The 14,344-nt window shown below is 57.7% G+C and carries 12 protein-coding genes and 4 pseudogenes; 9 read left to right on the plus strand and 7 right to left on the minus strand.

Annotated features, from left to right (window positions below; genetic code table 11):
* Nucleotides 1-500, minus strand: a 500-nt coding sequence (locus AWB81_RS35590) for a sigma factor-like helix-turn-helix DNA-binding protein (protein WP_144444272.1), incomplete at its 3' end; no start/stop codon positions are given.
* Nucleotides 501-921: 421 nt separating this feature from the next.
* Here AWB81_RS35590 and AWB81_RS35595 point away from each other — a divergent pair.
* Nucleotides 922-1,110 (plus strand): DapH/DapD/GlmU-related protein, encoded by a 189-nt coding sequence (locus AWB81_RS35595; protein ID WP_374730540.1) that lies wholly within the window; start codon nucleotides 922-924, stop codon nucleotides 1,108-1,110.
* A 571-nt stretch (nucleotides 1,111-1,681) separates the two neighbouring features.
* Here AWB81_RS35595 and ligD read toward each other — a convergent pair.
* Nucleotides 1,682-4,183: a DNA ligase D gene (gene ligD / locus AWB81_RS35600; protein WP_062642414.1), complete on the minus strand. Its 2,502-nt coding sequence runs from the start codon at nucleotides 4,181-4,183 to the stop codon at nucleotides 1,682-1,684.
* 530 nt (nucleotides 4,184-4,713) lie between these two features.
* Here ligD and AWB81_RS35605 point away from each other — a divergent pair.
* Nucleotides 4,714-5,286, plus strand: coding sequence for a sugar O-acetyltransferase (locus AWB81_RS35605; protein ID WP_062642416.1), 573 nt, complete (start codon nucleotides 4,714-4,716; stop codon nucleotides 5,284-5,286).
* 96 nt (nucleotides 5,287-5,382) lie between these two features.
* Here AWB81_RS35605 and AWB81_RS35610 read toward each other — a convergent pair.
* Together AWB81_RS35610 and fahA are read right to left on the minus strand one after the other, a co-directional pair.
* A pseudogene (locus AWB81_RS35610) lies at nucleotides 5,383-5,730 on the minus strand (glutathione S-transferase C-terminal domain-containing protein); the annotation flags it as partial.
* Between the two features lie 21 nt (nucleotides 5,731-5,751).
* Nucleotides 5,752-6,654, minus strand: a pseudogene (gene fahA, locus AWB81_RS35615) (fumarylacetoacetase); the annotation flags it as partial.
* Between the two features lie 17 nt (nucleotides 6,655-6,671).
* Here fahA and AWB81_RS35620 point away from each other — a divergent pair.
* Nucleotides 6,672-7,151 (plus strand): annotated as a pseudogene (locus tag AWB81_RS35620) (SDR family oxidoreductase); the annotation flags it as partial.
* A gap of 233 nt (nucleotides 7,152-7,384) precedes the next feature.
* Here AWB81_RS35620 and AWB81_RS35625 read toward each other — a convergent pair.
* Both AWB81_RS35625 and AWB81_RS35630 read right to left on the minus strand, forming a co-directional pair.
* Nucleotides 7,385-7,717: a hypothetical protein gene (locus AWB81_RS35625; protein ID WP_200822602.1), complete on the minus strand. Its 333-nt coding sequence runs from the start codon at nucleotides 7,715-7,717 to the stop codon at nucleotides 7,385-7,387.
* A gap of 182 nt (nucleotides 7,718-7,899) precedes the next feature.
* Complete coding sequence (locus AWB81_RS35630) at nucleotides 7,900-8,304, minus strand: phasin family protein (RefSeq protein WP_062642417.1); 405 nt, start codon at nucleotides 8,302-8,304, stop codon at nucleotides 7,900-7,902.
* Between the two features lie 756 nt (nucleotides 8,305-9,060).
* Here AWB81_RS35630 and AWB81_RS35635 point away from each other — a divergent pair.
* The 6 genes and pseudogenes from AWB81_RS35635 (at nucleotide 9,061) to AWB81_RS35665 (ending at nucleotide 13,696) form a co-directional block, all read left to right on the plus strand.
* A complete protein-coding gene (locus AWB81_RS35635) occupies nucleotides 9,061-9,789 on the plus strand; it encodes a CBS domain-containing protein (protein ID WP_235026078.1) in 729 nt (242 codons plus the stop codon).
* Between the two features lie 717 nt (nucleotides 9,790-10,506).
* Complete coding sequence (locus AWB81_RS35645; RefSeq protein WP_144444274.1) at nucleotides 10,507-10,986, plus strand: hypothetical protein; 480 nt, start codon at nucleotides 10,507-10,509, stop codon at nucleotides 10,984-10,986.
* Between the two features lie 586 nt (nucleotides 10,987-11,572).
* The gene (locus AWB81_RS35650) at nucleotides 11,573-12,007 is read left to right on the plus strand and encodes a 2,4'-dihydroxyacetophenone dioxygenase family protein (RefSeq protein WP_062642426.1); all 435 of its coding nucleotides are present in this window, start codon (nucleotides 11,573-11,575) and stop codon (nucleotides 12,005-12,007) included.
* Nucleotides 12,008-12,085: 78 nt separating this feature from the next.
* A complete protein-coding gene (locus AWB81_RS35655) occupies nucleotides 12,086-12,442 on the plus strand; it encodes a nuclear transport factor 2 family protein (protein WP_062642428.1) in 357 nt (118 codons plus the stop codon).
* A gap of 78 nt (nucleotides 12,443-12,520) precedes the next feature.
* Nucleotides 12,521-13,318, plus strand: coding sequence for an SDR family NAD(P)-dependent oxidoreductase (locus AWB81_RS35660; protein ID WP_062642430.1), 798 nt, complete (start codon nucleotides 12,521-12,523; stop codon nucleotides 13,316-13,318).
* 63 nt (nucleotides 13,319-13,381) lie between these two features.
* A pseudogene (locus AWB81_RS35665) lies at nucleotides 13,382-13,696 on the plus strand (VOC family protein).
* Between the two features lie 89 nt (nucleotides 13,697-13,785).
* Here AWB81_RS35665 and AWB81_RS35670 read toward each other — a convergent pair.
* Nucleotides 13,786-14,142: a helix-turn-helix domain-containing protein gene (locus AWB81_RS35670; protein WP_235026079.1), complete on the minus strand. Its 357-nt coding sequence runs from the start codon at nucleotides 14,140-14,142 to the stop codon at nucleotides 13,786-13,788.
* Between the last annotated feature and the right edge of the window lie 202 nt (nucleotides 14,143-14,344).

Below are 14,344 nucleotides of genomic sequence, written 5' to 3' on the forward strand. Positions count from 1 at the left end.
AACTCGGCCTCCCGGATCTCACCCGTTTGCGCATTGATGATCGCTATCTTGTCGCCTGAGTAGTCGACGAATAACTTCTCGCCCGGAGCATGTGTTTGCCGCAAGGTCAGCGGAAGCGCATTGGCCCATTCGCTGTATCGCGTGCAAAACCAGGTGTACGCGTAACCGTCAGGGTGCTCGGCCTTGTATTCGTTCCAGAGCAGATCGAGCGTCACGCCTTTGCGGGCAAGCTCGCGCCTCACGGTCGGCCAATGCGGCGTAGGACGTTCCCCTTCCACGCGTGGCGGTGGCGGAAACAGGCGTGCCTCGAGCTCGTCATCACCGAGTGCTGGCGGCAGCGGGTAGCTTAGGCCGGCACGCTCCAAACGGCGAACATATTGCCCCACAGTTGTGGGCGACGTACCCAACGCCCGAGCGACTTCACGATGATTGAAGCCGCAATCGAAATGTAGGCGCAGCGCTTCTCGAATTTTACGCATGGTCAACTTTGGAAATGCCATGTAGACGCCCCGACGAAATCGTCGAGGGTGCCACGGTTGACCTGCGTCGCTACTTGACGAACTTACTGTCCAGCTTGGCGCGAAATCGCTGTCCAGCTTGCCGTGAAATCCGTGTCCAGCTTCGTGTGAAAAGCCTGTCCAGCTTGCCGCGAAATCCTTGTCCAGCTTGGTGTGAAATACGCACTCTGAGCGAGAAGACATAAAATTGAGATTTCCGTCATAGGGATGGGCATTGCAGACAACAATGGATAACGGTACAGGCGATGTCAGATTTCGCCCAACGCCCTGAACGCGAGGAACATATGGTCCAAACAGAGAAAGAGAAGATGTTGGCAGGCGAGTTGTACACGGCCAACGCGCCGGAGATATAGGCTGACCAGGCCGAGGTCCATCCGCGCGACCAGCGGTCCGAGCTAGTGGCTTGGAATTTGGCCGTCCCATTCGGGTTGGGCGCAACGTCTGGATAGGCGCGGGCGCAATCATTCTTCCTGGAGTCACCATCGGTAACGACGCACCGGTCGGTGCTGGCAGCATTGTTACTTGGGACGTTCCGGCAGGGACGACGGCGGTAGGTAATCCGGCTCGAATTCGCACAAGCGAGTCGCGTTAGTCACCTATTGATGCCAGTGGATAAGCTTGAGCCTCCATGGAATGCAGCATTTCGTTGCTTGGCTGCTTGCTTTGCGGCGACTTCGGGCTGCTTGGCGACCGTCGAGTTTCGACGAAGTAGGCGCGTGCCTGGAGCCCACGCTCTCGTACCACGTCGCAGTTCAGAAATATTTCGACGAACATTTCTCTGCCGACTCGGGAGTTATTCGAACTGCTCGGTCCGCGACCGAATCATGGTCATTCACTCGACGTATACTTAAGGCAGCCCACTCCTTTGGTGGACTGCCGCATGGCCGGTCGGACATCAACGACAGCGGTCATGGGACAACCGGTACTGTGGGATAGTCTTGAGACACCGGACAGGGTGGCGAAGTTAGCGCCCTGAGACGAACGGCTGACGGGCGACGCTGGCTCCGAGGGGCATCGAACGATGCTTAGGAACGTGTCTGAAGGCTCCGCTTAGGATAAGGCGAGGCTCAACTTCACCGAAGGGCATTCACAAAAACAAGGCAAGTACGCCAAAGAGAAGTGCTCAACCTGACGAAGAAGCAAGAGTGTCTCGGCCCGCGCGTCTACGGCAAGCGCTTGATTGCCGCTGCGAGCGAATGCCCGGTAGACCAGAATTCCATCCATGGGTCGGTCGACTGAAAGCTCAAATACTCACGCGCAGTCTGAACGTTCCACTGAGCACCGCTTTTAAGGTCGCTAAGCTGCTCCCAAGCGACCGGCATCGAAACGCCCATTCCAGGTCGAGCGCGAGCAGAAAACGCCGCAGCCGTCGTCTGGCCCTTTCCATTGCGCAGGTAGTCGACATAGATTTTGCCGATTCGATTAGATGGTCCGGACACCGCCGAAAAGCGTTCTGGAATAGTCTTGGCAAGATGTCGAACGAACGATTGCGAGAAAGCCTTCACCTTCGCATAGTCCATTCGCGGAGCCAGCGGGACGACGACATGCAACCCTTTGCCGCCACTTGTCTTGAGCCAGGCCTGCAGCTCCAGTTCGGAAAGCAGCGTGCGTACGAGCACGGCGGCCTCTTGGACATGCGTCCATTTCACGCCTTCACCTGGGTCAAGGTCAAAGACGACTCTGTCAGGTTTGTCGAGTTGATGGACTATCGAATTCCAAGTATGGAACTCGACCGTGTTCATCTGGGCGGCGGACAGCAAGGCATCTGGTGTATCGACGGTCAGCAGCGGTGGATGCTTGGGCCATAGCTCACGCTCATGAGCCGTCAGCCCAGGCATAGCCGTGCGCTCGGCGTGCTTCTGGAAGAAGAGCTGGCCGGCGACACCGTCTGGCGCACGAACAAGTGCCACGGGCCGCTCTTTCAAGTGCGGCAACATCCAATCGGCCACGCTCGCGTAGTACCGAACCAAGTCGGCCTTTGTAATGCCGGCTGACGGGTCGACGACCCGCTCCGGGTGAGTAATCTTCAGTTGCGGCAACGCCGCCGGTACCTGAGTTTTTCCACCCTCCCGGACGACGCTGGACGCGGGCTTGTCGAGCCGTAGGCCTCGGAACGACGCCTGCCGCACAACGCCATCGGCCGTCCACTCCGCAAACTCGACTTCGGCGACGAACTGCGGTTCAACCCATCGCTCGCTTCCTGCAGCCCGTCGAGACCATCTTCGTGGCCTCTTGACCTCCAAGTCGAAGGGCGCTTCATCCACCTCAATTGCAACAAGACGCTTCCAAAGCTCGTGGGCAGTCTTCGAGTCCCATCCGGTCCCGACGCTGCCTGCGTCATGAAGCTTGTTGCCAACGAAATAGCCGAGCAGCAGGCTTCCGACTTCGCCCACCGCGCCTCCGCGTGCAGTCATGCCGCAAATGACCAGCTCCTGCCGCAATCGAGCCTTCGCCTTCAGCCACGATAGCGTTCGTCCCGATTCGTACGGCGCGTCTCGCCGTTTGAGCACGAGGCCTTCTAATCCCAGTCCAGCAGCGGCTTCAAGCACCTGTGCAGGCGGAGCATCGAAGTTCTGACTGAACAAGAGATGCTCACCAGCTTCCGCAAGAAGCGTTGCTAGTTGGGCGCGCCTCGCCCACAAAGGCACCTTTCGAAGGTCGTTTCCGTCGAGAAACATCAGGTCGAACAGGAAGAAACTTATCTCCTGATTCGCGCCGTCGATTGCGTCCTGAAGTGCAGAGAAGCTAGGGATGCCGTCTTTGAGCACGACAACTTCGCCGTCAAGCCAACCGCTCGAGATTGGGAGCCGCAAAAGCTCTGCGGCCAGAGTCGGGAACTTGGCGGTCCAGTCGTGTCCGTTCCGAGTGAACAGCTTCACTCGCTTCTTGTCGATACGGGCGAGCAGTCGGTAACCGTCCAGCTTTGTCTCCGTCACCCAGTCGCCGGTAGTGGGAAGAGAGTTGGCAAGCGTAGCCAACTGTGGTTCGAGCTTCGCGGGAAGCGGCGCGCGTACCGCAGCTGACAGGTCAATCTCATTTTCATTTGTCCGCGTACGTCGTGCTGTTCGGGGCTCGCGCTCTTCCACAAGACCAAGTGGATTTGCTATGACGCTATCCGGAAGTGCTTTGATTACGTCGTACTCGTCAAGCGGGCGCGCCCACTCATCGCGCTTCTTGAATAGCATCCACTGGTCTTGCTTGTCGTCGGGCTTGGATATGCGGACCAGTTCCCACAACCCAGCGAGCTTCTCGCCATGCAAGCGAAAGACCAACTTGCCGGCTTCCATTCCCTTGGCCGCGTCGCCTACCGGTTCCCACGTCCCTCGGTCCCACACAATCACAGTGCCGGCGCCATATTGCTTCGGAGGGATAGTGCCTTCGAAGTCAGCGTAATCGATGGGGTGGTCTTCGACATGCACGGCCATCTGCTTCTTGCTCGGGTCGTAGCAAGGGCCCTTAGGAACAGCCCACGACAGGAGCACATCGTCGAATTCGAGCCGGAAGTCGTAATGCAGACGGCTCGCCCAGTGCTTTTGGATGACGAAACTTAGGTTGCGTGCGTCCGCAGCCGCTCGGTCGGTCGATGCGGACGGCTCGGGAGTGATATTGAAGTCCCGCTTTTTCCGGTACCGAGCCAGCGGCGGGGACGTCGTGTCACGAGACATGATGGGCGGTCAATAAGGGGAGCTGCCAGCCGGTCGCGCGCCATTCAGGAGGATGCGTATGGCAGCCCACTGTGCGGAATCGTCAGCTACGTGGCATCAGCTCCGTCTGGGCGTCGCCAGCGTTTCTGTCTGTGTCGTGGCCATTATTTCTCCCGGTCTTCATGACCGGCAGGAGCAAGCGACATGCCGCCCGCCGCTTGGTCTGTCTTCCTGGCGGACCGGCGATGCCAAACGCCGTTCGACCAGCCATAACCGTTGTGCGAAGAAGTTTGCCGCTTGCAAACCCATGGTAAGGGTTTATACTGGTTTCGTCTCCTCCATGTCTCAACCGACCTGGATTCAAGCCTGCGTTCGCGCAGGCTTTTCTTTTTCAATTGTCGTTTTGTCGAGACCGCTGCCGTCAGCGTCAGTGCTGCACTTCGCGCAATCGTGCATGCTTCAATTTCGGCGTCAGATTCCAAGCTTCCCGTTGACGTTATGCTACGTGACGTCGCGGTCGTGAACAGCCTAGCCCTGAGCGCGAGGAACATATGGTCCAAACAGAGAAAGAGAAGATGCTGGCAGGCGAGTTGTACACGGCCAACTCGCCGGAGATACAGGCTGACCAGGCTGAGGCCCGAGCGTGGATGCAGCGGTTCAACGCAAACATCGACATGCCACTCGCCGAACGATACCAGCTGCTGAAAGACCGCTTCGCCAATGTCGGAGCGGACTCGATGGTTCGTCCGCCGTTCTTCTGTGACTACGGATACAACATAACGCTGGGCGCTGGCGTATTTCTGAACTATGGCTGCACCATCCTGGATGTGGTGGCTGTGGAAATCGGCGACATGACGCAGATTGCCACCGGTGTGCAAATTCTGACGGCTGACCATCCGCGCGACCCGGCGGTTCGAGCAAATGGCTTGGAATTTGGCCGTCCCATTCGGATTGGGCGCAACGTTTGGATAGGCGCAGGGGCAATCATTCTTCCGGGAGTCACCATCGGTGACGACGCATTGATTGGTGCCGGCAGCATCGTCACGCGGGACGTTCCAGCAGGGGCGACGGCGGTAGGTAATCCGGCTCGAATTCGCATGCGCGAATCAAGATACGCGAGTTGACGGCAATAGGGCATAAGCCCGTGCCGCGTGGGGTCGCTTGCGATGCACACGCTAGCGCGGAAGAAACAGCCAGCAAGTTTGCTGGCTGTTCGGAACTCACTGCTCTGCGTCTGGCTGATTCGCCGGCTCGGCCTTTTTGAACGCGTCCAACCTCATGGCGTTGTCGGCAAGGCGAACGACAGTCGGATAGTCGTCGAGCGGTATCTTGAATCGTTGCGCGTTCCAGACCTGCGGAACCAAGCAGATGTCGGCAAGGGTCGGTGTCCCACCGAATACGAACTCTCCAACGCGCCGTTCGTCCTTCAGTCGAGCCTCCAGCGCACCGAAGCCGACGTCCACCCAGTGCCGATACCACTCGGCCTTCTGATCCTCAGAGACACCGAGACTGTTCTTCAGATACCGAAGCACACGCAGATTTTTCACTGGGTGGATTTCACACGCTACTGCGAAAGTAGCTGTACAGCTTCATGCAACGGTCTCCGCCCCGGCCGTCTCAAGCGCTGGCAGAATCTCGCCGACACAAGCGCCAAATCCTACGCGGTAGCCCTCACCCTGGCACCAACCATGCAACGTCAGCTCGTCTCCGTCCTCGATGAAGCTGCGGACTTCGCCGTTGCCGACATCAAGCGGTTTCTGGCCGTTCCAGGTCAGTTCCAGGAGGCTTCCAAAGGTACCAACGCCGGGTTGACCAGCGGACTCCGGTCCGCTGACCGTTCCCGAGCCCATCAAATCGCCAACGCGGGTGTTGCAGCCGCCCGAGGTGTGATGAGCCAGCTGCTGCGTCATCGTCCAGTACATGTACTTGAAGTTTGTGCGCGCAATCGTCTTGGCCGAGTCGGCTGACTTTGGCTTGAGAAGAACCTTGAGTTCAAGGTCAACGCCTGCGCGCGAAGCCCCGAGCAAGTAACCGAGCGGCTCAGGCTCCTGCGCTGGTTGTTCGACGCGGAATGGCGAGAGCGCGTCCATCGTCACAACCCACGGGGATATGGTCGTGGCAAAGCCCTTCGAGTTGAACGGTCCCAGCGGTTGATACTCCCACTGTTGGATGTCCCGCGCACTCCAGTCGTTGAGGAGCACCATGCCGAAGATATTACCGTCGGCGTCCTTCGCGTGAACCGGTGCGCCCAGAGCGTTTCCCACACCAACAAAGAAGCCGGTTTCGAGTTCGATGTCGAGTTTGCGCGAAGGTCCATACGTCGGGCGGGCATCATCAGGCGCCTTTCACTGTCCATTCGGTCGACGCACAGGCGTGCCGCTGACAACAACCGATGATGCACGGCCGTTGTACCCCATGGGAATCTCGAGCCAATTCGGCATAAGAGCGTTCTTCGGGTCTCGGAACATGCAGCCGACGTTCGTTGCGTGTTCATCCAATAGTGGACTTCTCTTACGCCGACTGGTGAAAGATGCAGGCGATTCACGTCGACGGTGCGTTCCTGACCACGAAGGCGGCGTTGCGCCACATGTACAAGGACAACCGTGGTGGCCTCGTCATTTATATGGGCTCAGTGCATTCGCACCTAGCGTCGCCTTTGAAATCCGCCTACGTGACGGCAAAGCACGCGCTGCTTGGGCTCAGCCGTACGCTGGCAAAGGAAGGGGCCGCCCACAATGTTCGGTCGCACGTCATATGCCCAGGGTTCGTCCGAACACCACTGGTTGAGAAACAAATACCAGAGCAAGCGCGGGAACTCGGCATCTCCGAAGCCGACGTGGTGAAAAACGTCATGCTTGAAGGAACCGTCGACGGCATCTTCACGACCGTGGAAGACATCGCGCAAACAACGCTTTTTCTCGCTGCTTTTCCGACAGCGGCGCTCACAGGTCAGTCTCTTGTCGTCAGCCACGGGTGGTTCATTCAATAGCTGACCCGCGAGGTTTGTCTTCGCTCGACGACCATGAATTGACTTGATAAAGCACGGGAGCGCGCCTCCGAGTGCAAACAAGGAGACGCCAGGATGGCAAGGTTTCCACCACCCGTTCCCGAGGGTTGGACCACGTGGCTCCATAGCAGCGGACTGACGACCACAGCCACGAATGGCTTCGCGGCCCCTTCCTGCTCGTCGCGCGCGACTCTTAGCGGTGGTCGCAGTGTGGCTCAGTGCGGGGAAGTCGGCCCCTGGGTCCCGAGTGTTGCGAGGTACTCGTTGAATCGGGCGGAGTTCGTGCGCTGCGCAACGTCTTGAATTAACGGCACAGCATCGTCGCACCCGCGATATTCCAGTTGGGAAGCCAGCGTGGAGAGGAACACTCGCAACTCTTCTCGACCGTGTCGGTCCGCGAAGGCGCGAATCGTTTCCCGAACCGCGTCTCTGAGCGTGTGCGGGTATAGCATGCTCGCGATGTGCGATGCCCCTTGAGCCAGTTCGACCTCGTATTTCTGTCGGCACCGTACCTCGGCTGCAATTCGGTTGCGTTCGCTCGATTTCATGCGGCATGCTCCCAACTTTGGGCCGTACAGCACCACTGAATATCGAGCCCCCGGAGTTGCTACTGGCCGCGTGAACACTTGGTCAGGCAGCTTTGACGCGTATTGTCGCGGCCGCTGCCCGCGGAGTTTTCAGACCTAACGGGCCCCGGCGCTTACTTCTTCCTCGCGGACGAAGACCTTTATCAGGGCGCGACAACTACTCCACTTTCAAGAACCGGCTTCTTGGTGAACTTATTCAACACCTCTTGGCCTTCGCGTTGGTATTCAGCCAATTGCGACTTCGCCGTCGTCGAGACTTCGCTTTGCATGTTCGAGACTATTTCTTTTACTTGCTTACCATATAAGCTCGCCTTTTCTGCGGTTGCTTTGGCAACGCTTGTCGATAGCTCAACGAAATCCTGTGGCGACCGTGTCGCGAGTGCCTTTTCAACGATAACTTGGTTTTCGGCAAGCGAGGTCTTGACAACTTGCAGATTCAATGTCGTAAGCTTCTCGATGCCATCAAACGCGGCCTGGAAGGCTCCAAACAGGTTTTGCACTTGAACTGACTGCGCGGAAAAGAATTGTTGCGGGAACACTGTGCTCATGACGTCTCCTATGGTCGGGCGCCGCGGTCGACCGCAGTTGGCTCCGGCGCTGTAAGTGCATATTGCACTGCAACAAATCGAGTGTACGGGCATGGCCCGCGAAGTCAATGGGTATCTCGCGAACGGTCGTACTCAGACGCTAGAGTTGGACTTCCTACTGGCAGGTCGGTGCCGGCGTCATCGTCCTCTAATGCGCCTTTGATTGTGCCTAGCGAGATTCAGGAAAAGTTGAAGAACCCGCGAAACACTCCGCAAGCGGCTTCACGTTACGTGCGGAGGGGCATACCATCCGGAAAACTGCTTTCGAGCCTTCCGCAGAGCGGTTTTTCGACAAGCTGATAAGGCACTACAACGCGATGGTCACCTGAACCCGCGAGCCCGGTTTCCAATCCGTGGATGATGACCCGCACCAGGCAAACAAGTTATTCGACGTCACTGAAATAAAGTAGTTTCGGTCTCTCAACAAGGAGTAGCCTCAGTCATTAGACCGCGATTCTCAAAAAGACAAGCAACGCGGTAAGCGGCTGCGACGAGCGAATCGTTTCAGCCGGGACGCTCCAAAACAGCAATACACCATTCCTGCAAACCTCCGCTCAAAACGGCGGCAGAAGGGACAAACCACGCCCGTCGGTTCTGCACACCCATTGGGACATCTATTCCCCGTGGCATTCGGCATCACATTCGGTGCCTTAGCCACGATTCAACTGTTGCACTTAACCTCCATCGGAGGGCCACACCATGTTAGTTAAAGAGCGGATGAAACCCGCAGTATTTTTAGCGCCCGACGAGACGTTGGCGACAGCAGCACGCAAGCTGAGAAAAGACAATATCGGCTGTCTACCAGTCTGCCAAGACGGCCGGCTGCTCGGGATGATTACCGACCGCGACATCGCGATGCGCAGTGTCGCGGACAATCGCGACCCCAATCACATGCGGGTACGTGATGCGATGTCGGTGGATGCGATTTGCTGTTTGAAGGAGGACTCCGCCGAGGAAGCGGCCACGCTCATGCGCCAGGCGCACGTACAACGACTTGCGGTTGTCAACGCTGACCGTCGCCTGGTCGGCATCATATCCATGAGTGACCTTGAGGGCGGCGGCTCCGAGCGACGTCCTTTCGAAGTGATTTTCTATAAAGAAATTCTGGGCCACTCAGGCCTTCCGCATCACAGCGAGCTAATGCGGGTCTCGGTCGCTCAGGGAACGAAAGATGAAGCAGTCCAAGCGGCCATCGGCCAATTCGAAGAGGCTACGCGCGTCAAGAACTGGACCACAGCGGCTGACGGCTACGACGTAGTAAGCATCCACGTTGGCGAAAGTGGCGAAAGCCTCGAGTCGCTCGAGCTTACCTCTAAGAGAGACGCGGAGATTCAACCCCGTGCGCGAGTGTTGTGGGAGCAGGCCGGCTCCCCTGAGGGCCAGGACGTCCAGTTCTGGGAGACGGCGGCGCGCGGCGTGGACGGCGAGAGCAAGGCTCCGAAATGAAGCCAGCCGACACAGTTGCGGTCGACGCACAACGAGGAGTCGTTATGCACTTGCCGCGTGTCGACTTCATCGGAGTCGGGACAATCCCACTCATTGAATGGCAGCTATCCGGTTTCGTGTCGATGGCAATCGTCACTTACCGAGGCGATGACAAGTGCGGGTCTAGCGCACTCGGCAGCTTTGAGGCCGAAGCGGACGCATGCCAGTACGCGTTGGCATACACGAAGGCCGAGTCGGAGCGCCGTCTACTGATGACGCTCATCGAATAGCGTTGTGTGTAAGGCTTCAGTGCACTGCTGTACGCGCCACCGGGACAGCAGCACCGAAATCGAAGCGGGCCGTCCCAATACGGCTCAAAGCAGCCGGCGGGCTAGACTCCGGAGCACCCAGAATCGGAACAATACCCCGCTTCGGTCACTCAGGTGATTTAGGCGTCGGCAAGCAAGTAAATCGGGCGTCGCGTCTCCTGTCTTCCAGCGTCAGTTCGTTTCCGATTCGAACTTCGCTCTCAATAATCTAGGCTACATCTTCACCCGTGCGTCAGTAGTAAGACGTGACTTATACAGCCCTGTGCCTATGCGAAACCGGTTGACCAAGGTCGCTCGATTCCGATTCTTCGTGGGCGACAGGGCTTGCTTGACAGCGACTTGGAAGAATGAATTGCTGTTCACAACTCTCGGGTCTAGCGAATGGCGTTCGAGCAAAGGATGCGAGGACTTGCGAAGCACACTTCTGCGTATGAAGCTAACGGACCGCTTTAGCTACGACGCCGATAAAAATCTGCTTTCCATCAACTTCGAAGGACACGATGTGTCGACGACAGGCGACGTCAAGGCCATCCGCGAGGAAGTCGAGAGACCGCTCGGCTCGATAATGACAAGACCTTATACGATGGCTAACTATGACAATTTCACCATCCGCCCCGAGGTATTGGACGAGTACTCGGCGATGGTGTCAGCTCTTGTCGCTCGATTTTGCACAGGTGTGACGCGGTACACCACGAGCAGTTTCCTGAGGATGAAGCGGCGACGCACTGAAGGAAAGTGGCGTCGCTCCGTTCATATTCGAAAGCTCGGAGGAGGCAAAGGCGCACACGTCTGCGGCCCCATCCGGCGCGACATTGCACTAAAGCCGACATTTTCCGACCCAAGCCAGTTGGTGACGTCGGTGCGGGTCGGACGAAGACATAGCTTCTAAAGGTAGCTCACGTGAGCCACCCACTTCTCCGGCCATGTGCCCAGGCGGGCTTCCTGGACATCGGAACGCCGCGGGACGCTTTAAGAACGCTGCCGGATGACGGGCGTCTCGGTCATTGACTGCCCTTTTCCGGGGACCTCTATTCCGAACTCATCATAGGTATCTGCTCCTTGCTCATTTCCAGGCTCAGGGTTCGATGCAGCTTCGGTTGTAGCACGACTCTTTGCGTAACTGTTGAACACAGTCATCAGGCGATGCGAGCGTCGCGTAATTATCAATCTAAGCATCGGACGCTCGAGTGGCATCGTGTGCGTCTCCGCGTGTGGCAATTCATGAGGAGGCGGTGGCGTGAGGCTGCCAAAATCGCGCTCGTGCTGCGCTCCTTCGCGCGTCGACGACAAGGGACGATGTCAGTGTCCGCCTCAATCAAACACGCGCCAAATATTCGCCGCCGCTGTCAATGCACTGTCGTGCAACTGGATTTGCACTGGCGTGCAATCTTCGCCTCGCTCCCTGGGATATTGTTACTTCACCCCACAGACCTTGCCGAAGCGCAAAAAGTGCTCGGCGAAATCAGGAGACGACGATGGAAATCAAACCGAAGGTTCGCGAAGAAGCGGTTCAAATCAACGACATTCCGTGGAAACCCTTCCCGGACGCCCTCTCTCACGGCGGCATTCGCTGGAAGATGCTCCACGCTTCCCCCGAAATGGGCGCGTGGACCGCGATTTTTGACTGTCCGGCTGGCTCGTCTTTCAACGCACACTTTCACGTCGGGCCAGGCGAATATCTGCTGACGAAAGGCCGTATGGACGTCCGCGGTGGCGCTGAGCACGGTGGCGACACGGTCGTAGCACCGGCGTACGGCTACGAGTCTGCAAACGCTCGCCACGACAAAACCTCCTTTCCGGTGGACAGCGAGTTCTACATGACGTTCCTCGGACCCCTCGCTTTCATCAAGGAAGACGGCACGCCCATCATGGTGGTGACGTGGGACGAAGCGCAGCGCGCATACGCCTGAGCAGGCGAGCGCCTTACTATGCGCCGGCAATGGCCGCCATTGCCGGCTCTTCACCTGAACTCTCGACGGTTTTCGACCATGTCAAATTCCTCTGAACAGACAGAAGCAGCAACCAAGCATGTTCTCGACCACCATCTCGGCGCGTTCGCCCACGGTGTTGAAGAGATTCTCAAAGATTACGACGACAACTCTGTCCTCGTCACGCCCGAAAAGACTTTCCGGGGCCGCGCTGAGATAACCAGCTTCTTCAAGGCCTTCCTCGACGGCGCGGACCCCGCGTTCTGGCCAGCATTCAAGGTTACCAGCATGAGCACAGTGCGCGATGTGGCGTATCTGGCGTGGGAAGCAAAGCCATGGGTGACTCTGGCGACGGACACGCTGGTCGTGAAAGACGGAAAAATCGCAGTTCAGACGTTCACGTCCTTCTCGGCCTGACCACATTGAGCGTGGCTGCTTCGCTTTCAAGCACGTGACACCGGTAATTGGACAGTACTACGACACAAGGAGACGAAAATGGATAGACTCAAAGGTAAGGTCGCAATCGTTACAGGGGCGAGTTCCGGATTCGGTCGGGGCATTGCGATGGCGTATGCTGCGCAGGGCGCCAGCGTGGTCGTCAGTGATGTTCACGAAGCGCCAAACAAAGGAGGCTTTGAAGGTGACCCGCAGCTGACGACGGCAGCTGCCATTACGGAGGCCGGTGGTAGGGCTCAGTATGTCGCATGCGATGTTACGAAGCAGGACCAAGTTGCCAATCTGGTGAGAGAAACCGTTAGGATTTTCGGCGGCTTGGACGTTATGGTGAACAATGCCGGAATTTACCGGGCCGGGAAGCTGGCGCACGAGTTTTCGGTCGAGGACCTCGACGCCTGCTTTGACGTGAACGTAAAGGGCACGTGGTTCGGCTGTCAGGAAGCCATCAAGGAGTTTCTGAAGCAAGGACGAGGCGGCAATATCGTCAACATCGTCTCCACTGCCGGCTTGCAAGGACATCCGAAACAGTCCGTCTATAACATATCGAAAGGCGCCGCCGCGAACCTGACGCGATGCCTCGCAATCGAGTATGGGCAGGACAAAATCCGCGTCAACGGCATTTGCCCAACGTATGCGAAGACGTCGCTGACTCGTGCGCTGTTTGACGACAAGGACTTCGATAAGGAATTCACGGATGCAATTCCCCTGAAACGCTGGGGGGAAGTCGAAGACATCGCGAATCTCGCGATATTCCTCGCGTCGGACGAGTCGAGCTATATTCACGGCGACCTCATCCGCATCGACGGCGGTGAGACGCTCTGTCGGTTCTCGGTCTAAAAATGGTTAGTCGCGACGCAGCTGCCAAGCTGCGTCGCACATCACGCGGCAAGGAAGCAAAAATTGGCCAAAATTATTCACTCCATGGTGCGGGTTCACGACCTCGAGCGTTCGCTGCAGTTCTACAAGGTCGCGCTTGAGCTGTCGACAAGTCACCGCCTTGATTTTCCGGACTTCTCGCTTGTTGTTGATGGACATGTAAAAAACTGACCCACTTCCGCTGAAAATGAGCACGAGCGAATGACCTGGCTCGGCATCAATCCGACACCTGTGAAGGAATTCAAACGAGGCGAGGAATTGCTCGCCCGGTTCTTCTTCATTCAGGACCCGGACGGCTACAAAATCGAAGTACTCGAGCGCTCAGGGCATTACGCATAAGGGCAATGGCAATGGATTTGAGAACATTGGATTGATGCGGTTGTGATTGACCAAAAAGCCGTCGTAACCGCTTTTATCGCACCAACTCGTCAGGAAGTGCCGGCTGTCCTGCGAACGTCTCCCGGCGCCGCGCCGTACTTCTCCTTGAAAGCCCGGCAGAAGTGGCTGGTTGAATTGAATCCCCAGCGGAACGCTATCTCTGAAATGCGCTGACGGTTGTAGGCGGGGTCGGTCAGTGCCTGTTTGCATGCGCCAAGGCGTCTGTCGAGCACCCACCCTGAAACGGTCATGTCACTGCGCTGAAACAGCATGTGCAGGTAGCGCAGCGAGATGTGATTAGCCTCCGCGATGCGGGTTGGAGTCAGGTCCTCTTCATGCAAGTGCTGAAGAACGAAATCCTGCACACGCCGGAGTGTTGCCGCACTGGCATCGAAGGTCGCAGACACCTGCTGACCTGATAGCGCGATACCTAACGAGGCTCCGCCTCAGACCGACGAGTTGTACGGGTGACTGCGGAGCGCTGGCGGTGTAAGGTGGCTCCGGTCGAGCCGGCTGGGACGTGCCCAGCGATGTACGAGCTCGAAGCTCAATGGGTCCGAAGACCCGTGGACGACCGGAGCCAATCATGACGTTATCACAGAGTGTGTG

It is taken from the genome of Caballeronia arationis, from assembly GCF_001544975.2.
Lineage (GTDB): Bacteria > Pseudomonadota > Gammaproteobacteria > Burkholderiales > Burkholderiaceae > Caballeronia > Caballeronia arationis.